This is a genomic window from Breznakiella homolactica, from assembly GCF_016616095.2.
GTDB lineage: Bacteria > Spirochaetota > Spirochaetia > Treponematales > Breznakiellaceae > Breznakiella > Breznakiella homolactica.
Map to the genome: position 1 here is coordinate 4,604,478 of NZ_CP067089.2, position 25,222 is coordinate 4,629,699.

Consider the following 25,222-nt stretch of genomic DNA (forward strand, 5'->3'; position numbering starts at 1 on the left):
TGTTCCGATCGTACCTGTTCAGCGGGGCTCGTCCCACTGCGGAAGTCCAAGACCTCCGGGGTTGTACAGGAATCTGCCCTCCCGGATTGCGGCGATGCATTCCAGCTTTTTGTTTCCGCTGAAGCGTTTCCCTTCGCTGTCCGTATAACCGCAGCTGCCTTCGTGGAGCTTAAGTACCGTAATATCGGCGCAGCTCCCGGTATTCAGGGTTCCGAGTTCGGGGTGGCCGATGGCCGCCGCGGGCTTTACGGTTGTCCGGGCAATCACATCATCCAAAGGCAAACCCATGCTGAGGAATTTTGACATGACATGGGTGAGCCCGATGGCCGGGCCGGCGATATTGTCGGTATAAAGGTCTGTGGAAATGGTATCCGGAAAAAATCCCTGACGGCCCGCGGGAATGGCATTCCGGAAACTGAAACTCCCGGCGCCGTGTCCCAGGTCAAAGAGTATTCCTTTTTCCCGCGCTTCCAGGACGTAAGGTGCGATATGGCCGTCTGCTTCCAGAACCGGAATATGCCGGGCGAACACATGGGTATGAATGTCCCCGGGGCGCATCTTTTTGAGGAGCAGGTCCTCGTAGCTCCGTCCCGGCGCGGGCCATACATCGAACATTGCCGGCAGGCCGCATAACTCCGCCGCCTCCAGGGCTTTGTCCACGGATGTCCATGCCGGGTAGTGTTCCGTAAAGGGCGGCTCCGGGCGGTAATGGGCCGTCTTGATTCCGACGGCAATATCGGGGAACGCCGCGGCAAGTTCCGCCGCGATCCGGGAATGGAAGTTAGCCGGTTCCCGTTCCGTCTCCATGGAAAGCATACCGCCGGCCGCGATATTGACGAATGCCAGTATGCGGACCTTGGCCTTGTCGATAACTTCTTCCTTGAAATTGAAAAAATCCCGCCATCCGCAGGTTCCGGCGTCCACCGCGGTGGTGACCCCCTGCTGCGGCATGTGGGCGTCGGCATCGACACAGCGCAGGGTGTCGCTGCTGACCGGAAGTTTCTGGCATATATGGCAGTGCATGTCGATGAGTCCCGGCGTAACGATACAGCCCGATACGTCGATAACCGTTTTTCCCTTTGCATCGGGAATGGATCCCTGCACCGCGGCAATCCGGCCGTCTCGCACCGCCAGGTCCCCTGGGCCGGACCTGGCGTTTGCGGGATCGATAATCAATCCGTTTTTCAGAATCAGGTCAAAGGTTTCCGCACTGGCCATTTAAAATATCTCGGCTATCAGTTCCACTTCCACCGGAATATTCGTATTCGGAAGGTTGTGGGTACCCATCACGGTCCGGGCATGGTATCCCCGTTCCTCAAACACATCCGCCATAAGATCGGAAAAGCCGTCCATGACTTTGTCTATTTCATAAAAATCATTTCCCGCGTTCACCAGGGCGGTGGCTTTGACGATGCTCTTTACCCGGTCCAGGGTTCCCAGGTATTCCCGCATGGCATTGATCAGGATCGCCCCGCATTCCCGGGCGGCGGCGTATCCTTCCTCGGGGGTCAGGTCTTCCCCGATTCTGCCGCGGAATACCGGTTTCCCGGTGATCTGATCCTCCGGTCCGTGGCCGGAAGTATACAGAATATTCCCGATCTGGCGCAGTACCACCACGGGTTTCCGTTTCCGGTACCCAAAAACCGCTTCCCTGCCGTCGGGCAAAGTATACTGGTTCCGTAAACTCATAGGGTCTCCTTTGAAAACCGCCGGATATCCGGGGTTCAGCGCAGCTTGATAATGCAGTCCACCGCCACAGGAACATTCATGGGCAGGCTGTATGCGCCCATGGCCGAACGGGCATGCATGCCCCGTTCACCGAATACTTCGAGCATCAGGTCGGAAAAACCGTTCACCACCGCGGGCTGCCCCGAGAAGTCTCCGCCGCTGTTTACCAGGCCCAGCACCTTTACGATACATTCAACCCGGTCGAGATCCCCGATGTAATCGGTTAGACACGCCAGGGTATTGATTCCGCAGCGGCGCGCCGCGTCGTAGCCCTGCTGTTCGGTTAGATCCGTACCAACCCTGCCGGTGTAAACCGGGGTTCCGGCATCGTCCAAGGGCAGCTGCGCGGAAACATACAGGAGGTCACCCGCCTGTTTTACCGGAACGGTTCCTTTTCCCCGGCGGTCCTTTTTAGGGAGGGTTATGCCAAGCTGTTCAAGCCTTTTTTCCGTCTGTCCCATTTGGTACTCCTTTATTTATTCAAGTGTATTGTCAGGTCCGTACTGCCCTCAGGGAATTATTTCCGGGACGGTTCATCCACGGTGTCTCCCGGTATCAGCTGGGTCTCGTACGTTTTGGTGAAGGGTGTTTTGACCTTGCCTTCAAGGATGTCGGTAAGTATGGTGATGCTGTCCTTTCCCATTTCAAAAAGCGGCTGTTTGATACTGGTAATCGCGGGCCCGCTGTACCCGTCGTCAAACAGCTTCTGGTTGTCAAAACCAATTACGGAAAGATCCTCCGGTACGGAAAAACCGAGACTTTGGACGCCCATGATTACCTGGGTCGCGATCCGGTCGTTGATGGCGAAAACCGCGGTGGGCCTGGCCTCCGGGGGGAGCTGCATCATTTCCCGGGCCGCTCCGTAGGCGGCTGAATAATCCGAATAAATATTTTTGATGTCGTTCTGTCCAATGGGAAATCCGTATTTCTGCATTACCTGGGTATACCCGTTAAACCGCTCCAGATTGACTTTCTTGTTGGGATCGCCCATAAAGAGGGCGATGCGCCGGTGGCCCCGGGCGATAAGATGCTCCACGGCGTTTTTTGCACCCTCAAGGTTGTTGACCAGAAGCTGGTTGACCCTGATGTCCTCAAAGTTGTTTTCAATCAGGAGAAAGGGGAAGTTGACCGAGGCGAGGTGTTCTATGATCGGGCGGTCCGTAAAAAGGGTGCCGTACAGAATAATTGCGTCGGAAATACCGTTGGTAAGAAACTGAATGTACCGGTCCCGGTATTCCTGCTCCTGCCCGAGGCTGCAGAAAATAACGCTCCGTTCGGATTTCGCGGCGGAATCCTCGAATCCCCGGATAAGATTGAAAAAAAACGGATGATGGAGATTGCGGAGCAGTACCGCGATAGCCCCTGCCTGCCGCCGCACCAGGGAACGGGCTGCGTGGTTGGGGAAGTAATTCATATCCTTTATTACCCGCTGAACCCGCTCCCGGATTTCCGGAGAGACATTATGGGCGCTGTTGATTACCCGTGAAACCGTTGCGGGGGAGACATTCGCCATCCGGGCGACTTCTTTTACCGTTACCATACCAGCATCCTATCAGTCCAGTGTACATGTGAAATCGTTTTACTGAATTCAGTTTATCATAGGGATTTTAACCTGGCAAGGTAAAGATACGACAAAAATCGCCGGTATGGTAAATCGTTTTCTTGATATATAGAATTTTAAAAATACTTTCGGAATAATTTTACATAATTCTTCTTTTCTTTAAAGAAATAATAACTCTATATATAATATATAAATACCTTAATACTTTTAAATATAATCATTGAAAATATAAAATCAGATAAAAAATTGTTGCATTACCCAGGGTATCATGGTATGATTCCTAGCATAAAATCTGTGAAAACGTTTTACCGGAAAAGGTAATTCATTGAATTCTGCCCTGGAATTAGCCCGGGACAGGAATATGAAGGAAATTCAATTTTTTGGAGGAGATTGTTATGCGCAGAAAGATGTTTTATGCAGTGATTGCACTGGCTGCGGCGGTTGTTCTGGTAACCGGATGCGGGAACAAATCCGCTGCGGGCGGCAAGCAGGTTACCATCACCTTTTGGGACGGCAACTGGAACGAAGAAACTTTCCCCAGGCTGCAGCAGATGTGGAATGAGAAATATCCCGATATAAAACTGGTCGGCGAATACCAGATTGACCAGGGAATGTTTGACAAGTATATGCTGTCCATGCAGAACGGCACCGCCCCCGATGTGGTAGCCTGCGCCCTTGACTGGGTAACCACCCTGGGAAACGCCGGTCTTCTGGCTCCTCTGGATTCGTATATTGCCGCGGATTCGGTGGATACCTCCCGCTACGTTCCGGGGGCGATCAAGGCTTCAACCATAGGCGGCAAGCTGTACGGACTGCCTTTCCGCAGCGAAACCTACGGTCTTTTCTATAATGTGGATCTCCTCAGGGCGGCGGGTTATTCCGAAGCACCCAAAACCTGGGACGAAACCGTGGCCGCTGCCCGGGCCGCGACAAAGGGCGATGCCGCCGGATATGGAGTATGCGGAACGAACTTCGGCAACTTCTCCTTCCAGTACATCACCATGCTGCGTTCCTCCGGCGGTTCGATCCTGACCCCGGACAACAGCAAGTCCGCCCTGGATTCCCCGGTGGCAATACAGACCGCCGAGCTGTACCGCCGGCTGGCTGATTACGCCCCCGCGAGTATGCTGGAAAATGACAATATCGCGAACCGGACCCTCTTTGCCAGCGGCAAGGTCGCTATGTACATGTCCGGGATTTACGATGTTCCGGAAATTCAGAAGGCAAACCCGAACCTGAATTACGCCTGCGCCATGGTCCCCACCGCCAACGGGGCTACCAGGAAAACCATCCTGGGCGGATGGTCCGTGGCTATCCCTGAGAGCAGCAAAAACAAGGACGCCGCCTGGAAATTCGTTGAGTTTATCACCAGCCCCGAGGTCGCGGCGATTTATTCCAACACCTTTACCGGGACCGGCGCTCCCGCGGAACGGTTCGCCGGCTACGACCGCAGTATTGTGCAGCCCCACGCGGACGCTCTCCAGTACGCCGAAGCCCTTCCCGCGGTGGGACCCATCGTCGGAATCCGCCAGGCTATATTCAACAATCTGCAACTGGCCCTTTCGGATACCGAAACTCCCAGGGCCGCTATTCTCAAAGCTTCCGACGCGGTGAACAAACTGCTGTCGGAAAATTAATTCAATAGACCGTGCCGTTCCTCCGGCGTCACAAGCCGGAGGAGGGTGTGGTTTTCTGCGGGGAGTTGCATGGATGAAGCTTAAAAAAATTACCCGGTCGGGGGTACTGTACGTTGTACCGGCGATGCTTATCATTGCCCTGGTAATGCTGTACCCCCTCATCTATACCCTGGTTATGGGATTTTTCAAAAATACCCTTCAGATGCGGACCCCTGTATTCGCGGGATTTTCCCAGTATTTCAAGCTCTTTAACGATGAGGTCTTTATCAAGTCCATCGGCAATACCGTGGTCTGGACCGTGGGCAGTGTTTTTCTGCAGTTCGTTCTGGGCTTTATGGTGGCCATGCTTCTGCACCAGCCCTTTGTTAAATTTAAAGCCCTGCTCAGGATCCTGCTCATGGTGCCGTGGGTGCTTCCCAGCATCATCGGTTCCTCAGTCTGGAAATGGATGTACAACGCCGATTACGGGATTATCAATTTTCTCCTGAAATCCCTTCATATAATTGATTCCAACCGCACCTGGCTTTCGAATCCGAAAACCGCCATGGCGGCGGTGATCGCGGTCAACGCGTGGAAAATGTTTCCCTTTGTTCTTCTCATGATTGAGGCGGCGCTCCAGGGAGTTTCAAAGGACCTGAAGGAAGCCGCCATTATCGACGGCAGCGGCAAACTGGGTATTTTCAGGAATGTTACCTGGCCGTCCATCGCGCCGGCGTGCTATTCGGTGCTGCTTCTCCTGATGATCTGGACCCTGAACGCCTTTACATTTGTCTACAACCTGACTCTGGGCGGACCGGCCCATGCCACGGAAGTAATGGCTATGTTCATCTACAACAAGGCATTCACGCAGTTTGATTTTGGTATGGCGTCCGCGGCAAGTACCATTCTGTTTCTGCTGTCCATATTTGTGAGCATCTTCTATATCAGGATGACCAAAAAGAACGAGGAGATCTGACATGCTGAAGAAACGGAATATACCTTGGCAGGTTATTACCTATTTGATACTGCTCTTCATGATTTTTATTGCGGTTTTCCCGTCAATATGGATGCTGTCCACATCGATAAAACAGACCACCGAACTCTATGATATTCCGCCGGAGATCATTCCCGATGAGCCGACCCTGGCGAATTACGTGAACGTGCTGAGCACCCCGAAGATGTACATGGCGTTCCTCAACAGCGTAATCGTGACGTTTTTCGTGGTGGTCATCACCCTGTTCCTGGCGGTTCTCGCGGGGTACGGCCTGGCGCGCTATAAATTCAAAGGTTCGCGGTACGTAAAAATTGCCATGCTTCTGGGCCAGATGGTGCCGGGGGTGGTGCTCATCATTCCGCTGTACTTTCTCTTTACCAGACTAAGGCTCCTGGATACTCTCTACGCCCTGATTATCGCCGATCTTGCCCTTACCATACCCATGGGTGTGGTTATGCTCAGCGCCTTTTTTCTTACGGTTCCCCGGGAACTGGAGGAAGCCGCGAAGATTGACGGAACGACGGAAATCGGCGCGCTCTTCCGGGTGGTGCTGCCCATCGCCAAACCGGGAATTATCTCGGTGGCGATTTACACCTTTATCCACGCCTGGGAGGAATTCCTCTTTGCCCTGAATCTCACCTTGTCGAGCAGAACCCGGACACTCCCTATCGCGATCAGTACCTTCGCGGGGGAATTTTCCGTGGACTGGGGATCGACCATGGCCGCCGCGGCGGTGGTAGCCCTTCCGGTGCTTGCCATTTTCCTGCTCTGCAACCGGTACTTTGTCCAGGGCCTTTCCGAAGGCGCGGTGAAGGGGTAGGGGCATGATTATACTCATAACCGGCGCGAACCGGGGGCTCGGCCTCTGCCTCGCGGCGGAAGGGCTCAGGCGGGGCCACAGGATTATCGCCTGCTGCCGTTCGCCGTCGGCCGAACTCGCGGCACTGACGGAACAATATCCCCGGGAACTGGCTGTTCTGACTATGGATGTGGCCAGTGAGGAATCGGTACAAGCCGCCGCCGGAGAGCTGGCGGCCCTGACGGACCGCGTGGATGTGATCATCAACAACGCCGCGGTTCTTCTGGAGAGCAAATATTTTGAAGGGGACCCTCTGACGGATCTGCCCCTGGCGGATTTTGAAACAACCATGAATGTTAATATCCTGGGGCCGATCCGGGTACTCCATTACTGCGCGGAGTTTCTGTACCGCAGCGGAAAGCCCATGATACTCAACATCACCAGTGAAGGGGCGGCGCTGAAACCGGCGGGTTCCCATTACATCGCCTACTCGGTTTCAAAGTACGGCCTCAACATGTTTACCCAGAAAATCCGAAACTATTTTACGGAAAAAAGAGGGTGCTTCCCGGTAAAAATCTTTATGGTACATCCGGGCAGAATGAACACGGTCATGGGTGTGGAGAATGCCCAGATAGAGCCGGAAATACCAGCGGCGGGGATTCTGGATATCATCGACGGCATCACCGCGGTCCCGGATATGACTGTTCCCTTTATTGATTACAGCGGCAATCCCATGCCGGACCATTATATCCCGTAAACCGGAGGCAGGAATTGGACAGCAAACAACCGGATTATTCAGAAACCCTGAATCGGGTCAGCACAAACTCAAAGCCCTCGGAGCTGCGGATCACGGATATCAAGATCTGTAAGGTCGACCTGCCGCCCTGGGGCAGCCATCTCGTAAAATTCGAAACCAACCAGGGAATTTCCGGGTTCGGGGAAATGCGGGACGGCGCCAGCGCTACCTACCTGAAGATGCTTAAAAGCCGTCTGGTCGGGGAGAATCCCTGCGACGCGGACCGGCTCTTCCGCAAGATAAAACAGTTCGGCGGGCCGTCGCGGCAGTCAGCCGGGGTCTGCGCCGCGGAACTCGCCCTCTGGGATCTCGCGGGAAAGGCCTACGGCGTGCCGGTGTACCAGCTTATCGGCGGACGCTTCCGGGATGAAGTCCGGCTTTACGGGGATATTCATATTGAAGACGGCCGTTTTACCGGGCGGCTTATGGACCCCAAGGATGTCGGCGCCGTGCTTAAAGGCTATATGGACCAGGGCTTTACGGTGCTGAAAATCCTGAGTGTGGAACTGCTCACCGCCAAGGAAGGAAACTGCGGCGGTCCTCTGGATTGGGTGGAGCGGCTCCGGGCCGCCGAGGAACGGGGCCGAAAGGTAGCTCTGGCGGGCGACCGGGCGGCAACAGCCAAGGCCAACGCGGAGCTGTACGATTTCAACAAAATCGCCCATCCCTTTACCAATATGCACATTACCGAACAAGGGCTCGACGAACTTGAAGCGTACGTCGAACAGGTCCGTTCGGTGATCGGATACAAGGTTCCCCTGGCTATCGATCATTTCGGCCACTTCCCCCTGCCGGACATGGTAAAAATCGCCCGGCGCATGGAGCGATTCAACCTCGCCTGGCTGGAGGATTTGCTGCCGTGGTACCTTACGGACCAGTACAAAGTATTGAAGCAGTCGACCACGGCACCCATCGCCACCGGGGAGGACATGTATCTGGCCGAAAGTTTTGAACCGCTCCTTGCCGCGGGTGCCCTGGACCTGGTGCATCCCGACATCCTGACCTCCGGGGGAATCCTGGAAACGAAACGCCTCGGGGATCTGGCTGCGAAATACGGAGCCTCCATGGCGGTCCACATGTGTGAAAGCCCCATCGCGAGCACCGCCGCCGCCCATATGGCGACGGCAACGGAGAATTTCTTCGCCCTGGAATACGACGCATTTGACTCGCCCTGGTGGGAGGATCTCATTATCGGCCCGGCCCGGCCGCTGGTACAAAACGGATTCATCCGGGTAAGCGACGCGCCGGGACTCGGAATCGAAGCCCTCAACGAAGATCTTATCCGGGAGCACGGACCGATAAAAGAAAAAAATATCTGGGTATCCACGGACGACTGGAACGGAGAATCGTCCCTGGACAGGATCTGGAGCTGATCCGTGGGAAACTCCATGCGCCTCGCCTTCGGACAGATCCGCAGGGTTGACCGGGAAACCATGACGGACGCCCGGCAGCTCGGAATCGACCGGGTCCACTTCAATCTTCCCTTTGACCTGCCCGCGGAAAAGCGGTGGGAGTATGAGGATCTTCTCAAGTTTCGGGAGGCGGCGGACCAATACGGCGTAATTGTGGAGGGCATGGAAAACCTGCCCATCCGGTTTTACGACAAGGCCATGCTCGGCGAAGAGGGGCGGAATGAGCAGATAGACAACGTCTGCGAATCCATCCGGAATCTCGGGCGCGCGGGCATCCCGGTGCTGGGGTACCATTTTTCCCCGAGTTTCGTGTGGCGTACCAGCAACAGCGCACCCCTGGGCCGGTACGGCGCCAAGGTGCAGGCCTTTGACCTGGCTTTGCAGGAACAGGGGATCGACGACATGGACGACTTCGGCCAGCGCCGGGACGTGCCGGTTCCCGACGTGGAATTCCTCTGGGAGAATTTCGAGTATTTTATGAAGCGGGTTCTGCCCGCGGCGGAAGAATACGGTGTGACCATGGCGCTGCATCCCGATGATCCCCCTGTTCCGCAGTTATCGGGAATCGCCCGGATGTTCATCGATTTGGAAAGCTACAAACGGGCGGACGAGCTCCTGCAAAGTAAAAACTGGGGGCTGCTGTTCTGCATCGGGACTTTTTCCCAGATGCCCGGCGGGGCGAAGAATATTTTTGAAGCCATCGAGTATTTCGGTCCGAGAAAAAAACTCGTGTATGCCCACATGCGCGACGTCCGGGGGACGGTTCCGAAATTCCATGAATGTCTCCTGGGGGAGGGGAATTTCGATCCCTTTGAAGTCATGTACGCCCTGATGCATTCGGGGTTTGACGGTTTTTTGCTGAGCGACCACGTCCCGGCTATCGAAGGGGATACACCCTGGGGCCACCGGGCACGGATCAACGATACGGCGTATCTCCGCGGCCTCATGGAGGCGATAGATAAAATGGAAAACAAACAGGAAAGGATAAAGCAAAATGAGCAGACCATTGGATGATGTTTCGATTTCCCAGATCGGGTTTATTGTGGCGGATGTGGAAAAAACAAAGCAGGAAGTCGCCCGCTTTCTGGATGTGCCGGTCCCGCCGACGGTTTCGAGCGGAGAATATTCGGTGACCCAAACCGTGTACAAGGGAAAACCCGCCCCCGATGCCGAATGTTTTATGGCGTTCTTTTATTTCGGGAATCTGCAGGTTGAGTTTATCCAGCCCAATGAGGCGCCTTCGGTCTGGCGGGACTTTCTGGAAACCCGGGGAGAGGGCATCCACCATCTGGCTTTCAATGTAAAGGGTATGACGAAATACATTACCAATCTTGAAAATTTCGGTATGACCATGGAGCAGAAGGGGGAGTACCGCCGCGGCAACGGACGGTACGCGTATTTCAACGCCTGTGATTCCCTTAAGACCTTTATTGAGCTGCTTGAAAGCGATGAGGCCTAGGAGGCGTGAAGTATGAAACGGCTGGTATTTCCTGAGAATTTTGCCTGGGGCGCCGCGTCGGCTTCCTACCAGATAGAAGGGGCTGTCCGTCAGGACGGCCGGGGCGAATCCATCTGGGACCGGTACTGTTCGGTTCCCGGCAATATCGCCAACGGAGACACTGGGGACGTTGCCTGCGACCACTACAACCGTTTCCGGGAGGATGTGGCCCTCATGAAGGAGATGGGCCTCAAGGCGTACCGGTTTTCCGTGGCCTGGCCGCGGGTAATCCCCGGCGGCGCCGGGGCCGTCAACACCAAAGGTCTGGACTTCTATTCCCGCCTGACCGATGAACTCCTGGCGGCGGGCATTGAGCCGTATCCGACACTCTACCACTGGGACCTGCCCCAGGCTATGCAGGACATCGGCGGATGGGCGAACCCGGATATGCCGGGGTATTTCCTTGAATACGCCAAAGCCGTCATGGACTGCCTCGGCGGCCGGGTAAAGCACTGGATGACGTTAAACGAACCCTACTGCGCCGCATTCCTGGGAAACTACGAAGGACGGCAGGCGCCGGGGCTCCGGGATTTTTCTACCGCCCTCCGGGTGGCGTATTACCAGTATGTCGGCCACGGCCTGGCGGTGCGGTACTTCCGGGAAAGCGGACTCCCCGGGGAGATCGGTATCGCCCTCAATCTTATGGGCCGGCTGCCTCTTTCGGACTGCCCCGCAGACCGCGATGCCGCGAAACGGGCCGACGGCTATCTCAACCGCTGGTTCCTGGACCCGATCATCCGGGGTACGTACCCGGAGGATCTGGTGCAGTGGTACACGTCCAAAGGTGTGGTCCTTCCGCCGTTCAAGGATGAGGATCTCAAGCTGATGTCCCAGAAACTCGATTTCATCGGCCTCAATTACTATAACGATTTTTACGTCAAAGACGCTCCCCAGGTCTGGCCCACGGGATTCAAAATTGAAAATCCCCGGTTCGTTCCGGTGAACGACCGGGACTGGCCTATAACCGAACAGGGTTTCACGGATATGCTGCTCCGCATGAAAAACGAATACGGCATAGACCGGATACTGATCACCGAGAACGGAACCGCCACCAATGAGGTGGAAAACGTGGATCATGCCGTGGAAGATCCCCAGCGGGTGGACTACCTTAAGCGCCACATTGCCGCCATGCACAACGCCATGGAAGCGGGGGTCAATGTGACCGGATATATGCAGTGGTCCTTCAGCGATAATTTTGAATGGGGCTTCGGCTACAACAGCCGGTTCGGGCTTGTGTATGTTGATTTTAAAACCCAGAAACGGATTATCAAGCAAAGCGGGAAATGGTACTCCGGGCTCATAAAAAACAACGCCCTGGAATTATAGGTTTCCGGTACTGGAGAGGTATATGGCGGAGGGAATACGGAAGGTAAAGACCGCGGTGGTAGGCTGCGGGGTTATCAGCGATATCTATCTGGAGAATATGGCGTCGGTTTTTTCCGTCCTTGAGACAGCCGGCTGCTGTGATCTCAACCGTGACGCCGCGGAACGGACATCCCAAAAATACGGGATCCCGGTTCTGACCATGGAGGAAATTCTCAATAATTCTGAAATAGAACTCGCGGTAAACCTCACCACCCCCGGCGCCCACTATCCGGTAATTAAGGAACTTCTTTCCGGCGGCAAACACGTGTATACCGAAAAACCCCTGACCGTTTCTTTAAATCAGGCGGAAGAACTGCTGGCATTGGCCGGCGAAAACAAACTGCTCCTGGGGGCCGCGCCGGATACGTTCCTCGGCGCCGCGGCCCAGACCGCCCGCTGTATCGCGGACAGCGGCATCATCGGGGAGATCACATCCTGCTCCGCGGCGCTCAACCGGGACGGCGGCTGGATGGCGGAGAAATATCCCTATACCGCCAAACCCGGGGGCGGCATTGCCACCGATGTGGGAATCTACTATATAACCGTCCTGCTCAGCATTTTGGGGCCCGTTACGGAGGTTTCAGGTTTTTCTGAAACCTTCAGGCCGGAGCGGACTCATTACCATCTGGCCCGGCCCGACTTCGGCGGGAAATTTACCATAGAAAGCGAGAACCTTGTAGCCGGCAGTTTCCGCTTCGCCGGCGGTGCCCTCGGGACAATTCATTTAAACGCAAACAGCATTCAGAATGAACAGCCCCAGCTTATCCTCTACGGGAGCGAGGGTATCCTGTACCTTCCGGATCCCAACCGATTCGGCGGGGAAGTACGGGTCCTCCTTAAGGGCCAGAATGAACCCTTTGTGTTTCCCCATACCCACGGATTTTCCGGCAACAGCCGCGGCCTGGGAGCGGCGGAGCTGGCCTGGTCTCTGCGCAGAGGCCGGCAGCCCCGGGCAAGCAAGGAAATGGCTTATCACGGGCTGGAGCTTCTCCTGGGGCTTGATCAAAGCAGCCGTACAAAGACATGGTATACCATGAAGTCAACCTTTGAACGGCCGGCGCCGCTTCCCCGGGGATATTTGGGACCCGAGTATTCCAATTCAAACCCTGAGGCGAGCCTTGCCGTTTAAAGGGCTTCTTCCCTGTATACTATGAAAACGGAGTGATGTCTTTTATGGAAGATTATCTTAAAAAATTCGGTATAACCCCCTATATCAATGCCCACGATACCCTGACATTGTACGGCGCCAGCAGGATGGCCCCCGAAACCCGGACAGCCATGTCCCAGATCTCGGAATGTTTCGTTGACCTCCTTGAGCTGCAGCGGATTCTGGGGCGTCAGATCGCCGGCCTCACCCGGAATGAGGCGGCCTACATCTGCGGCGGCGCCGCCGCCGGGGTCCAGCTGTGCGCGGCGGTCTGCATCGCTCAGGGTGATGAATTTATATACCGCGGCCTTCCAAGTACCCGGGACGCGCCGGATGAATTTATCGTCATGCACGGCCAGCATATCTGCTACGATAAGGCTATCGAGGGCGCGGGCGGCAAAATACGCCTGGTGGGGGACGCCGATACGGTCCGGGAAAATGATCTGCGCCGGAGCATTGGTGAAAAAACCGCGGGGCTTTTTTATTTTCCCGCGATTAACTTTGTCCGGGCAAGCCTCGGCCTGGAAAAAACTATTGAAATCGCCCATGAGGCGGGGATCCCCGTGGTTGTCGACGCCGCCGCGCAGCTTCCTCCGGCGGAAAATCTTTGGAAATTCACGGAGATGGGAGCGGACATGGTGATCTTCAGCGGCGGCAAGACCCTATCCGGCCCCCAGGCCAGCGGGCTCATTGTGGGCAGACAGCGGTACATCGACGACTGTATCCGTTTCGGATCCCCCAACCACGGGGTGTGCCGGGCGTCAAAGGCTTCCCGGGAAGATATGATCGGACTCCGGGTGGCGGTGGAGAATTATCTGGCCATGGATCACGGCGAAAACAGCCGGCGGCTGTCGGCCATGGCTGACCGGATAATCGGCGCGCTGAAGGAATTTCCTTTTATTGAACCCCGCCGGGTGGAACACGGCTCCGTAGGGCAGCCCTATCCCCGGGTATTTGCGGTTCTGTCTCCGGGGTATTCCAGCGCGGAATTGGCGGCCCGGATGAAGGAACGGCGGATCTTCACGGGAAGCGACAGTATGGAGAACGCCCTGATTATCAGTCCCCAGAACCTGACCGACGAAGAATGTGCTATTGTTATCGCGGCCCTCACGGATATCTGCAGAAAAATGAAACAGGAGTCATGATGAAAACCAATGATACCGTCAACTGGGCCCTGGTAGGGACCGGAAATATCGTGAAGAAATTCCTCATAGGCCTCCGGGCCGCGGAGGGAGCCCGGGCCGCTGCGGTGGTTTCCCGGTCACAGGATACGGCGGACCGCTTTGCCCGGGAATTCAATATCCCCCGGGGTTACGGCAGTTATGAGGAAATGCTCGCAGATCCGGAAATCGACGCCGTGTACATTGGCACTCCCCATTCGACCCACCGGGATTACGCGGTCAAGGCTTTTGAGGCGAAGAAGGCGGTACTCTGCGAGAAGCCGGTCTGCATCAATGCCGGTGAAATGGCGGAGATCATAGCCTCCGCCAAATCCAACGGGGTATTTTTTATGGAAGCCATGTGGACCCGTTTTCTGCCGGCGGTGGCAAAGGTACGGTCCTGGCTCGAAGACGGCCTCATCGGGGATGTAAAAATGGCGGAGGCCTGTTTCGGGTTTACGGTTCCCTGGAATCCCGAGGGCCGGCTCCTCAATATCAACCTCGGCGGCGGGGCGCTCCTGGACGCTGGGGTCTATCCCATTTCATTCGCCTCAATGGTATTCGGCGGCGGAAAACCGGAGACCGTATCGGGACTGCTGTCCTTCGGTGAAACCGGTGTGGATGAGCAGTTTACCGGAACAATCTCCTACGGCGGCCACCGGATGGCCGCGGTGAGCGCCGCGATCCGGACAACCATGGTCAGCGACGCCTGGATCTACGGAACCCTGGGCCGGATCCATCTGCCCGATTTTGTATTCGGACGGAGTTCTTCGCTTATTATTGACGGAAAATATATCCAGCGGTGTGAGCCCGATTTTATTTCCAACGGATATAATTACGAAGTTGAAGAGGTCCAGCGCTGCCTCAGGGCGGGCCAGACAGAAAGCCCCGTAATGCCTCCGGAGGAATCCCTGCGTATCATGGAAACCATGGATGCGGTCCGTTCCCGGTGGGATTTCCGTTACCCCTTTGAATAGGCGCCTGTTCCCTCCATGCTGTTGTTATACCGCTTAATCAGCATTAACGTATGAGACCATTGACCGATAGAAATTCAAGTACTTCCTGCCACAGGGTACCTGCAGGATATACAAAAACAGCAGCACCGCAGCATGGTGTCATACCAGTACCATGGGGTGCTGTCGGGTATGGGGTATGAGCGACTTTCGAGGCCGCAGGCCGACACGGCGCCATACCCCATACCCAACAGCAGGACCCCTAAACCTGGCAATAACCATGCTGCGGTGCTGAGTACTTTGAAGTGACCACATGCAGACACCCTGGATTCAGTATGATTGATATATTTTCCGTCTCTATAGTACAATTAGAACATGAATAAGGAATTTCTTCCCTATGACGTGGTGCGGAACAACGCACTCAAAATGGCACACCGGATCTACCGGGACGGATTTATCCCCGATGTCATATATGTTTCCCTCCGGGGCGGGGCGTACCTGGGCAATGTGGTAAGCGAATATTTCAAGATTGTCCGCCGGGGTGAGCGGCCGGTGTATTACGCGGCGGTGGTCGCCCGGTCCTATACCGATATCTGCCAGTCCGAGCAGATTATGGTGGAAGGCTGGACTTACGCGCCGGACCATCTCCGGATCGGGGACAAGGTACTGCTGGTGGACGATATCTACGATACCGGCAGAACCATCAACCACCTCGCGGAAATAATCCTCAGCAAAGGTATCCCGCGGAAGGACCTCAAGGTGGCGGTCCACGATTACAAATACTTTTTTGACAAGGAAGAACAGCTTCCCATCCAGCCTGATTACTGGTGCCGGAAGCATGAATTGTCGGTCAAGGATGAGGATTCCTGGATTCATTATTTAAGCCACGAACTGGTCGGACTTACGGCGGAAGAGCTGGACCGGCACTACTACAAACACGATCCGGACCTTAAGCCGATCCTCGATAAAATAAACTGAGGAGTACCATGGTATACCGGAAAATCGCAGGCGGTCTGCTGCTGGGTTTGATTCTCGTCTGTTCCCTCGCCGGCCAGGCTCAGGAAGGATCCCTGATTCTAACCAACGCCGCGGGAGGGCTGTACGCTGATGACCAGACCTTGTGGTTTTCGGTACCCGCCGGTGAACGGATCAGGCTGGTCCTGAACGGCGCCGAATCCTACCGGGGAAACGGGCCGGCTTCAATCACCCTCCGGAGTGATCCCGGGGAAGAAACGGTTTACCGGCTCCAGGCGGAACGGCGTTCCGCCCTTCCCGATGACGCGGTCCTGGACGCGCGGAGTTTTCTTATTGTCATTGACAAGAAGCCTCCAGCTTCTCCGGGAATACGGCCCTTTATAGACGCTGAAGGCCTGATCCGGTTCACCTGCACCCAGGAAACCGGTGCCCGCACAGCGGCGTATATCGACTCCGGCGGAAGTCCGGAATACATAGACGACCTTGGAGCCGCGGCGCTTCCGCCGCTTTCCTATTCCGCGGTTGTCTGGGCCGTTGACGGCGCCGGGAATTGTTCAGAACCCATGCCGTTCTTTTTCGACCTTCCCCCGGTGCGGGTGGCGAACCCCGTTTCCGGTGAGTGGGCCAATCCTCAGCGGCTGGTGATTCACAACCTGAACGGGCGTACCGTTTTCTGGACGAGCGACGGAAGCGATCCCCTGGGTGAAGGCGGTATTCCGTACACAACCCCGGTTCTTATAGAAGCCCTGGGCCAGGTGGAACTCCGTATCGCCGTCTGCCATGAGGATGGCCGCATCGAGGAAGAATCGGTTACCTACACGGTAAATCCCTTCGCTTCCGAGCGGCGGCTGGAGCAGGACCCCTTTCTCAAACGGCTGAGATCCCTGGAAGAACGGGATATTTCCGATGAAACTTCAGTACCCATAATACCGGAATATACCTGGTCGGTGGGAGGCCGTCCGGTGTTTCCCGGCGGCTCCGATGTCAGAATCAGACCTCAGCCGCTGGCGTACCGTTCCCTGCCGCTCCATCTTTCCTCAGGGGACGGCATTTACCGTTTTGTTTTTTCCGTAGGGAAACAGACCACCGAAAATCTTCCGGAAAACACCACGGCCGCTTCTCCAAATATGGGCAGCACGGTGCTCCGGACGGTTTCCGGGCAGGTCCCGGCGGGGACAGAGCTCCCTAAATTGGTCTATTCCGGAAACAGCCGGGTCGTCTGCTGGAGCGGCAATTCCCGGACGATCCGCTACTCTCTGGGTGCCGCGCCGGAATGGCATACGGCTTCGGCTCCGGTCCTGATAGGACCCGCCGCCGCTGTTCTGCGGTGGATCGATACCGGCAATACCGCCGCGGGAGAACCCTTCGCGGCTGAGGTCGATCCGGTGCTTCAGGTTCCGCCGCCGGAGGATGACAGCCTTATCCGGGGCAGGTTTGCCTACCAGTATACCGCTTCCGGAAACAGGAATCCCTTTTCGGATACGGAACCCGGTCCCGGTGAGACCGTATTCGCTTCCGATCTGTTGCCGCTGTCCGGACCGCAGCTGGATGGAATGTCTCCGGATGTTTCCGACGGTGAGGATATCACCTGGTATTTTATCGGCAGCGGCGGGAATGTAATCCGTTCATGGCATGCCGACCGTTTGGCCCCCGAAGCGCCGGCGCTGGCCGCGCCGGAGGAGGGTGCCTGGGTCCGGGGGCCCGCTGCGGTAAAGGTGATTCCCCCTTCCGGTGATTCCGATGGTGTCTCGTATATTATCGCCCGAACCGAAGATTCCTCCGGGAATACGGATGTTCTCCGGGGAATAGATACCCTGGAAATTGAAGGAAAGAAAAACGAAATCACCGCGGTGCGCATTGAGGCGTTTACCGAAGATTCCGCGGGAAATATCAGCATCGTAACCACCCGTACTTTTATTCTCGATCCGTCCACGGTATACGTATCCGCTTCCGTAAAGGGCGGACCTGTCCGTGACGGAAGCCGGGAAAACCCCTTTGAGTCCCTCGATGAAGCCCTTGCCCTGGCGGGCCGCGAATCCCGGCGGCTCATCAGGGTAAGCGGCGCCGCCCTGCTCACCGGGAATGCCGCGGTAACCGGCAGCTTCAGCGTTCTGGGGAATTTTGACAGCCGCTGGGAACCGGCGGAAACAAAGACCCGGCTGATGCCGGAACCCGGGGCGTCCCTGGTGGTCAGCGGCGGCGAACTGACACTGTCAAACCTGCAGATTGAAGGCGGAAATTCCCCGGGGCCGGTCTTCCGTATTGAAAACCGGGGAACCCTGGTCCTTTCCGGGGTCTCCGCGGAACACCGGGGCCAGTTCCTCACAATGTCGGGGGAATCGCGTCTTTCACTGTATCAAAGTTCGGTTTTATCAACGGTGTCTGAAGAACGGCGGCTTCCCGTTATCGCCGCGCGCGGCGGAACCATTGAGATTGCCGAAAGCGGTTTGAGTATGGACGGCAGCAACGGACTCCTGCTGGAAATGGAAAACGGAAACCTTTCGGTCCTGGACAGCACCGTTGCCGGCGGGACCGGACAGACGGGAACCCTATTCCTTCTCACCCGGGTCCAGGGTGAACTGAAGGGTTCTGAATTCCGCTGTCAGAGCGGTGATTACGCGTCGGTGCTGGAGAGCAGCAATTCCCGGCTCACCGTCACTGACTGCCGGTTTTCCGCGGCGGCCCGGGATGGGATCGTTGTGGTGCTGGATAATACCGCGGCGGTATGCAGGGACAGCACGTTCCTGCTCGCCGCTTCCTTTGTGGCAAAAGCCATGGATATCCGGGGCGTTTTTCCGACGGTCAGCGGCTGCACGTTCCGTTTTACCGGGACCGCCGGCCGGTCGGAGATATTTTCCGCGGCTCCTTCTGCCGGAAATCCGCTGCTTCCTATTCCGGGACTTATCGGGAACAATGTTTTTACCGGATTTACCCATATACTGGGCAATGAATATCCCCTGGACAGCCTCCGGGGATTCAACCGTTCTTTTGCACCCCCCGGACAGGACAATACCCTGTCCCGGTAATCGGAGGCTCCATGGGCAGAATCATCAGGAATGTGTGTCTTCTTCTTCTCTGTTCCGCGGCAGTTCCCGGTTCCGCTTTTTCCGAAGAAACTATTTTCGCTTTCCTTTCCAAAACCCAGGCTGCGAAGGCCGAAACGCTTTTCCATGGTATGGAAGAGTCCTCCAAAGTCCTGAGGGAAAGCCGGAGCGAGCTGCTGCAGCAGGAAGCCCGGTATATCCGGGAAGGGGCGCTGCTCATGAATCTTCTGGACGAATACGGAAACAGTGTCCATGGATTCAGCACCGCGGGACAGCATCTGCTTAAGCGGAAAATCAGCCTTGCCTCGGCGCCCCAGGAACTGGAAACGGCTCTCCGTCTGCGGTGGGAAACGGCCCTGAAGCTCGGCGAGGGCGGCTTTTCTCCCGAAGATACCGGCGGATCGTTCCGCCTCAGCAGCCTGGAAGAACAGATCGCCCGGAACGGCAGAGAGCTCGCGGGAATCCTCGAGCCGGAACTCGGCGCGCAGTCCGCGGAAGCCCTGGCTTCCCTGGTTTTTTCCCTGGAGCGGCTGATCGCCGCGCATCCCGACTGCCCGGTGATTACCTTCAGGCTTCTCTGCGGAGCGGCGGAAAATCTCGACGCCGGCGCGTACCGGGAATGGCTCCTTGCCCTGACCGGCGGCAGTCCGCGGTACCTCGCGTCGGCCTTTGATTTTTCCTCCGCCGCTTTGGGGGAACTTAATCCTGAAGAAGGGCTCTTCAGAGCCCATTACGGCGATTTCGTGGCGGAATACGCCGCCCGCAAACTCCTCCGGGACGTCTACCCCGCGGCGGCGGTGTGCGCCTGGTACGGAGCTTCCCGGAAGGGTACGGGGAAAGTCCCCTACCAGGGATTTGACGCCCTGGCGGCGCTCCTGGGAAACCTCAACGCGGTGGAGGCCGTACCGCTTCACAGGGTTCTCTTTGAGGACCGGTACTACCGCGGCGCCTTCGCGGAACTATTTTCAATTTTATTTGTTGGCGGAAACCTTCTCGGTTCCGGTTTTTACGAGGAATTCCGGCTTGACCCCCGGGATGTGCGGCAGGGAATCCGCAGAATCCATGCCGCGGCGGCGGTCCCTGTCCGGGAATTCCCCGGGCCCGCGGTCTTTGATGAAACCGGAATTTCCCGGTCTGCCCCTGACGGTACGCCGGATATTACGGAGGAAGCGGCGGAAAAGACCGAAGAGGCCCTTCCGCAAAGCGGCGGCAGTCTCGATTTGGACGCGGTTTTCCGGGGCGAAGCTTTTTTTCTCAGTACCGCCGGACTTGCGGATCTCACCCTGATCGAAGCCTATACGGGGATTCTTGCTGATGACCCGGGCGCGGCCGCCGCCCTGGACAGCGGCGCCCGGTACGGTCCGCTGCGGCAGCGGCTTGAAGAAGCACTGGAACTATACCTTGAATCCCTGGGTTCCCTGCTGCCCCTGGATGATGACTGGGCCATTGCTCTGCAGTACCGGACTTCCGTATCACCGCTGCGGGTCCGCTGCAGCGCCGCCGCGGAACGGTCCCTGCCCGACGGTACGGTTATCCGGATTCCCGCGGCGGATGCTGCCTACGGACAAATCTTTTCAGACGCCCCGTTCCTGTTCCAGGGCGGTTTTCTGGTTTGTATGATCCCCGCTTTATATGAGAAACGGGAACTTGATTCCATGGAGTGGGATATTCCCGCGGAAAATGCGGTCACCGGGGAAACAAGCGCCGCGCCGGCTGTTTTGAACGCTGTTATGGAAACGCTCTCCGGCCGGTACGGAATTCCCTGGTACATCATGAATTTTCCCTCCGCGGATTTTGAAGGTTCCTATGGGAATTACCGGACCCTTTCAGGCTCTGTTTTTCCCTTTGCGCGTTTCCTTTCCCTGCCTCCGGATTTGGCGGGTCAGCCCTACGGCGGAGGTTTGCGGTGAAGTACGGACAGCTGGCGGCTGTTATTGCCGCCGGAGTATTGCTTGTAAGTTCCTGTTCCTTCAGGGATATGCTTGAAAAAAGAAAAAACGGATCGTCCCAGGGAAACGAGCCGGCGCAGGAGCTGTTTCAGGCTCGGTGGTTTTCCTATGACAGCAGCTCCGCGGTTCCGGTCTTTTCCCTTCCCGCAATCCGCGGACTTGACGATCCCTTTCCGGAGGAAGCGATCTTCGGCGACGGGTTCCTCGCGGTCCGTTCCGGTTCCCGCAGTACAGCCATTTTGGGAACAATCCCGGCGGAAAATGCGGAGATCAGCGGAACCGCTGTCCGGGAAACTGTCCGGGCCCGTTCAGGCAAAACACTGTATTCCATACGGGACGGCCGGCTGGAAGTCCGTGAGGTCTTCGGGGACTCATCCTCCGGGACCCGGGAGTCCGGATCTGTGGATCCGGCGCCGGAGGGTAAACTGCTCCGTACCTGGGATCATTCCTATATGCTTACCGCAGGTCCCCTGATACTGGGGGATTTCCTCATTCTGGCCAGCGCCCGGCCGTCCTTTCTGATCCTTAACCGGAATGACTTGACCGTGGACAGGGAAATCCCCGGGGATTATCTGGCCGCAGGCCCGCTGGTGTATATTCCCGGATACGCCGTAATGGCTGCGTTCCACGGAAACGGAACCATCGGATTGTACGCCGCCGACCCGCCGGTTCCCGCCGGGGAAGACCATGATCCCGTGGCGGCTTTGATTGAACCTAACGCTTCCGCGTTGCGGGAAATATCGGTCCGGGCAAAGGAATTTTTCTCCATTGACGGGGATGCTTCCTTCGGACCGGTTACCCCCTATGTCTCCGGTATTACCGTTCCGCCGGAAGGCGCCGCCCTGTACCTGCTGCCGGTGAACGAAGAACCCCGGCAGTACCGGGTGTATATCAGCGGGCCGGAAGATATGCCCTTTGGTATTATGGTTTTTGATGAAACCGGAGGAATGCGCGCTTCCAATGTGGAATATGAGGCGGCCCGTTTCCTGGATATCACCGTTCCCGGCAGGACCCGTTTTTACGCGGCGGCGGGATTTTTTGCCACCGCCCTGGGAAACGGGGCCGGAAAAGCCTACCCCCTGGTGGTAAGTCCCTTCGGAGAAACCGGAAATGATCTGCGGCCTTGACGAAGCGGGACGGGGGCCCCTGGCGGGACCTGTCTGCGCGGCGGCGGTGCTGCTCCCGGATGATTTCCCGGCGGAACTGCTGAACGATTCCAAACAGCTGACCGCGCCGAAACGGGAACGCGCCATGGCTGCGGTTTACTCAGGAGCCCTGGCCTGGGGTATTGGCTGGGCTTCCGCTGCGGAAATAGATTCCATCAATATCCTGCGCGCAAGCCTTCTGGCCATGGAGCGGGCGTACGGTGACATGCTGACCCGTATCGGGAAAGATATCGCTGTGGATTCCCTTCAAGGTATTGTGGACGGCCTCCATGTTCCCGAAATTCCCATTCCCTGCACGGCGGTGGTGAAGGCCGACGGAACGGTACCCCAAGTAATGGCTGCGTCAATCCTCGCCAAGACCGCCCGTGACCGCATGATGGAACGGTACTCATGGCTGTATCCCGAATACGGATTTGAAAAGCACAAGGGATATCCCACCAAGGCTCACCTGGAGAGCATACACCGCCACGGTCCTTCGCCGATACAGCGGGCCAGTTTCAGGATCAAACCGGTCCAGTTTGAGATGTTTTAGTTTAGCCGGGAGAATTTAAGAATCACGGTCCCGGGGAAGGGTTTTTACCGACCTGGCTCTGCGGGGTTTTGCCGGAGCGGTTTCGTTCTTCTTTTTTGCCGGAGCGTTTCCTTTTCTGACCACCACCGGTTTTGCCCGTTTTGTCTCGGATGAGTCGTTCCGGGGAGCGGCGTTTTTCCGGGACGCCCCGGATTCCCGCTTCTTCTCCCGGGCGGCTTTTTCGAGAACCCTCAGGGAATCGTCGAAGCCTTTGAGAAATTCCGTCAGATCTTCGGCAAAGAGGATTACCGACTGGCGCTCAAAACCGCCGCCGTCTTTGTTTTTGCTTTCAACAATATTGAGGTAAAGATCCCCCATGCGGTTTTCTTTTACATTGAAAAAATAAGTTCTGTTCTGAAGCGAAACCTTTGTTGAAAAAAGTTCTCCCCGTATTCCCATGTCTGTTTCCTTGTTAGGTTTTCCGGCGCAATGCCGGCGGCCTGTATGTTCCCGGTTATTCCGCGCTGTCGGCTTCGGTCACCATCCGGCGCTGCCATTCGATAAGTTCCCGCTCGAGCCTGGGGTCCGATCCTTCCGCGTCCGCCATAACCCGGAATACCGGTTCCGTTTTGGAGCCGCGCATCCAGATACAGGCTAGGGTATGTCCGCTTTCATTGCTGAACAGGATCTTAAGCCCGCCGTTCCCGGCTTCACCAAAATTGGCGAGGCCGTTTTTCTCCTCCATTCCGACAAAAGCCGCGGCTTCCCACTGGGTAATACCGTAGCGTTTTTTCAGGTGGTCCTTTTTTTCCTCCCACTCCCGGAGGAATATTTTCTGGTAGCGGTTTTTAAGAACGCTGTGGTCGGCGGTCTTTACTTTGAGGAGGGCGTCGGCTACATAGGCGCCGGTGGTTACAAAGGCGGGCAGGGCGGCGATTACATCCGTAAGGGTAAAATCCGCCCGGTAGGTTTCGGCCTGGTCCGACAGGTCGCACCAGAGTTCAAAAAAGCCCATTTTTTCGCCTTCGCTGCGGATGGTAAGCAGCTTGATAAGGGCGAGAATTGTATCCACCGGATCCCGGACCGCGGAAGGATGGGTGATATTGCCCCCGGCGGCGCCTTCCCCGAGGATGCGTACGGTGTAGCCCTTTTCCCGGAGTTTCCGGGCAAGACCCACCACATTGGGTTCCCCCACTTCCGCGCGGAATACCGGCACATCGAAAGCCTGGGCAATACGGTCAATCCTGAGGGATGTCGGTCCGTTGACCGCCAAAGCGACCTTGTCCAGGGCATTGCCCTTGAGATCGTACCGGAGTTCTCCGGTCCATACGAGATGGGCCAGCTCGGAAACACAGGCCAGGGCGAACACTTCCTGGGCCTCAAGGCTCCGGGCTTTTCCCTGGCGGTCATCCCAGAATACGATATTTCCCCGGTCACCGTCACAGTCGGGAACGTATCCCATGATGATGGAGGGGTCTTCGCCGTGGAGCTCCTCCAGCCAAAGGCGACACGGTTCCAGGGATTCTCCCTCCGGAACGATCCGGTGGGCAATCTCCCGGGGTTTGTCGTTCATTGTCCTGAATTTGAGTCCCAGGGATGTGTAGAATTCCCGGTCAATGCTCATGGTTCGGGCGGACCCGTTGAAATCCGCCACCAGTCCCAGGGAATTCCGGGCAATGCCCCGCTTAACGGTTTCCAGGAGATCATTCTGCCGGCCGGTGTCCCGGGTGCCGGTAACCACCTCCAGGGTAAAATCATAATACGCCCGGTAGGCTTCCTGTTTCGCTGCGGATACCCCGGAATAGATTTCCGTAAGCGCCGGTATATCGGCGCCGGTTACGGATGTTACCGCCCGGCCGGCGGCATCCGGCAGGGCTATCCGCCGCCGGAATTCCTGTATGAGTCCGTCCGCTTCCGGGGCGGGAAGAACCCCGCCGTCAATAAGGCCGAACTTGAGGCCGTTGTGGCCTATAGGGTTGTGGCTCGCGGAAATATAGGCGAAGCCCTGGGCGTCTCCGCCGCTGCCCGCGGGTTTTGCGCCGCAGTACCGGGCATAGGCCATAATCTCCGGGGCGGCGGTGATAAAGATATACCGTACCCGGCAGCCCTCACTGAGGAAAGCCCGGATCATTACATCGGCGATGCTCTGGCCCGTGGGCCGCGTATCCAGGCCGACAATAACCGCCGGATTGCTGCTGCCGCTCGTTTTTTTCAGATAATCGGCGAAAACCGCCGCGCCGGTGGCCATAATTATTCTATAAACCGGTGAAATTCCGGATTCCCGGTTTTCCTCATCTCCGTTTTCCGCAAAAACCGTGCGCCATCCCGAGGATGAAAGAATCATCCTGTCCACGGCGTTCTTAAGATCCGCCGCGGTTATATTTTTTTCGGCATCGCCGAGGGGAATATTTTCTGGATCACCTATGATAAGTCCCGATTCGGGACTCCGGATTATTGCCATCGTGTCGACTCCTTTGGCATAGCTTCCCATACTGGACGAAAAAAGCCCGGGCAGGTATTATACCTTGCTTTATGAATCCAATTCTAG

22 protein-coding genes are annotated in these 25,222 nt (G+C 56.7%); 16 read left to right on the forward strand and 6 right to left on the reverse strand.

Going from position 1 to position 25,222, the window contains the following annotated elements:
* Positions 1 to 18: 18 nt before the first annotated feature.
* From JFL75_RS20625 to JFL75_RS20640, 4 genes are read right to left on the reverse strand one after another with little or no spacing between them, the layout of a single operon-like run.
* Positions 19 to 1,218, reverse strand: a complete 1,200-nt coding sequence (locus JFL75_RS20625; protein WP_215628546.1) for an amidohydrolase family protein — start codon at positions 1,216 to 1,218, stop codon at positions 19 to 21.
* Positions 1,219 to 1,689, reverse strand: a complete 471-nt coding sequence (locus tag JFL75_RS20630) for a RidA family protein (RefSeq protein WP_215628547.1) — start codon at positions 1,687 to 1,689, stop codon at positions 1,219 to 1,221.
* Between the two features lie 35 nt (positions 1,690 to 1,724).
* Positions 1,725 to 2,189, reverse strand: coding sequence for a RidA family protein (locus JFL75_RS20635; RefSeq protein ID WP_215628548.1), 465 nt, complete (start codon positions 2,187 to 2,189; stop codon positions 1,725 to 1,727).
* Between the two features lie 56 nt (positions 2,190 to 2,245).
* On the reverse strand, positions 2,246 to 3,268 hold the full coding sequence (locus JFL75_RS20640) for a LacI family DNA-binding transcriptional regulator (RefSeq protein ID WP_215628549.1): 1,023 nt from the start codon (positions 3,266 to 3,268) through the stop codon (positions 2,246 to 2,248).
* Between the two features lie 416 nt (positions 3,269 to 3,684).
* On the opposite strand from JFL75_RS20640, the gene JFL75_RS20645 reads away from it, so the two are divergent.
* The 16 genes from JFL75_RS20645 (at position 3,685) to rnhB (ending at position 22,695) form a co-directional block, all read left to right on the forward strand.
* Positions 3,685 to 4,926 (forward strand): ABC transporter substrate-binding protein, encoded by a 1,242-nt coding sequence (locus JFL75_RS20645; protein WP_215628550.1) that lies wholly within the window; start codon positions 3,685 to 3,687, stop codon positions 4,924 to 4,926.
* Positions 4,927 to 4,999: 73 nt separating this feature from the next.
* On the forward strand, positions 5,000 to 5,881 hold the full coding sequence (locus JFL75_RS20650) for a carbohydrate ABC transporter permease (protein ID WP_215628551.1): 882 nt from the start codon (positions 5,000 to 5,002) through the stop codon (positions 5,879 to 5,881).
* Position 5,882: 1 nt separating this feature from the next.
* Positions 5,883 to 6,719: a carbohydrate ABC transporter permease gene (locus tag JFL75_RS20655; protein WP_215628552.1), complete on the forward strand. Its 837-nt coding sequence runs from the start codon at positions 5,883 to 5,885 to the stop codon at positions 6,717 to 6,719.
* A gap of 4 nt (positions 6,720 to 6,723) precedes the next feature.
* Positions 6,724 to 7,455 (forward strand): SDR family NAD(P)-dependent oxidoreductase, encoded by a 732-nt coding sequence (locus tag JFL75_RS20660; protein ID WP_215628553.1) that lies wholly within the window; start codon positions 6,724 to 6,726, stop codon positions 7,453 to 7,455.
* A gap of 14 nt (positions 7,456 to 7,469) precedes the next feature.
* Positions 7,470 to 8,867, forward strand: a complete 1,398-nt coding sequence (locus tag JFL75_RS20665) for a mandelate racemase/muconate lactonizing enzyme family protein (protein WP_215628554.1) — start codon at positions 7,470 to 7,472, stop codon at positions 8,865 to 8,867.
* 3 nt (positions 8,868 to 8,870) lie between these two features.
* Positions 8,871 to 9,920 (forward strand): mannonate dehydratase, encoded by a 1,050-nt coding sequence (locus tag JFL75_RS20670; protein ID WP_215628555.1) that lies wholly within the window; start codon positions 8,871 to 8,873, stop codon positions 9,918 to 9,920.
* Positions 9,901 to 10,365 carry a VOC family protein gene (locus tag JFL75_RS20675; RefSeq protein ID WP_215628556.1) on the forward strand — a complete coding sequence of 155 codons (465 nt, stop codon included), beginning with the start codon at positions 9,901 to 9,903 and terminating at the stop codon, positions 10,363 to 10,365. The genes JFL75_RS20670 and JFL75_RS20675 overlap by 20 nt, the downstream gene beginning before the upstream one ends.
* 12 nt (positions 10,366 to 10,377) lie before the next feature.
* A complete protein-coding gene (locus JFL75_RS20680) occupies positions 10,378 to 11,730 on the forward strand; it encodes a GH1 family beta-glucosidase (RefSeq protein ID WP_215628557.1) in 1,353 nt (450 codons plus the stop codon).
* A gap of 22 nt (positions 11,731 to 11,752) precedes the next feature.
* Positions 11,753 to 12,898, forward strand: a complete 1,146-nt coding sequence (locus JFL75_RS20685) for a Gfo/Idh/MocA family protein (protein WP_215628558.1) — start codon at positions 11,753 to 11,755, stop codon at positions 12,896 to 12,898.
* Positions 12,899 to 12,942: 44 nt separating this feature from the next.
* Positions 12,943 to 14,061 (forward strand): aminotransferase class V-fold PLP-dependent enzyme, encoded by a 1,119-nt coding sequence (locus JFL75_RS20690; RefSeq protein WP_215628559.1) that lies wholly within the window; start codon positions 12,943 to 12,945, stop codon positions 14,059 to 14,061.
* The gene (locus JFL75_RS20695; RefSeq protein ID WP_215628560.1) at positions 14,058 to 15,053 is read left to right on the forward strand and encodes a Gfo/Idh/MocA family protein; all 996 of its coding nucleotides are present in this window, start codon (positions 14,058 to 14,060) and stop codon (positions 15,051 to 15,053) included. Before JFL75_RS20690 ends, JFL75_RS20695 begins: the two co-directional genes overlap by 4 nt.
* 351 nt (positions 15,054 to 15,404) lie before the next feature.
* On the forward strand, positions 15,405 to 16,007 hold the full coding sequence (locus JFL75_RS20700) for a phosphoribosyltransferase (RefSeq protein ID WP_215628561.1): 603 nt from the start codon (positions 15,405 to 15,407) through the stop codon (positions 16,005 to 16,007).
* Between the two features lie 8 nt (positions 16,008 to 16,015).
* Entirely contained in the window at positions 16,016 to 19,030 is a 3,015-nt protein-coding gene (locus tag JFL75_RS20705; RefSeq protein ID WP_215628562.1) for a hypothetical protein, read from the forward strand.
* A gap of 11 nt (positions 19,031 to 19,041) precedes the next feature.
* Entirely contained in the window at positions 19,042 to 20,958 is a 1,917-nt protein-coding gene (locus JFL75_RS20710; RefSeq protein ID WP_215628563.1) for a hypothetical protein, read from the forward strand.
* The gene (locus JFL75_RS20715; protein WP_215628564.1) at positions 20,955 to 22,124 is read left to right on the forward strand and encodes a hypothetical protein; all 1,170 of its coding nucleotides are present in this window, start codon (positions 20,955 to 20,957) and stop codon (positions 22,122 to 22,124) included. The genes JFL75_RS20710 and JFL75_RS20715 overlap by 4 nt, the downstream gene beginning before the upstream one ends.
* The gene (gene rnhB, locus JFL75_RS20720; protein ID WP_215628565.1) at positions 22,108 to 22,695 is read left to right on the forward strand and encodes a ribonuclease HII; all 588 of its coding nucleotides are present in this window, start codon (positions 22,108 to 22,110) and stop codon (positions 22,693 to 22,695) included. The genes JFL75_RS20715 and rnhB overlap by 17 nt, the downstream gene beginning before the upstream one ends.
* A 15-nt stretch (positions 22,696 to 22,710) precedes the next feature.
* Here the strand turns inward: rnhB and JFL75_RS20725 are convergent, their stop codons facing one another.
* On the reverse strand, positions 22,711 to 23,133 hold the full coding sequence (locus tag JFL75_RS20725) for a DUF3276 family protein (protein WP_223292724.1): 423 nt from the start codon (positions 23,131 to 23,133) through the stop codon (positions 22,711 to 22,713).
* Between the two features lie 55 nt (positions 23,134 to 23,188).
* Positions 23,189 to 25,135, reverse strand: coding sequence for a phosphohexomutase domain-containing protein (locus JFL75_RS20730; protein ID WP_215628566.1), 1,947 nt, complete (start codon positions 25,133 to 25,135; stop codon positions 23,189 to 23,191).
* Between the last annotated feature and the right edge of the window lie 87 nt (positions 25,136 to 25,222).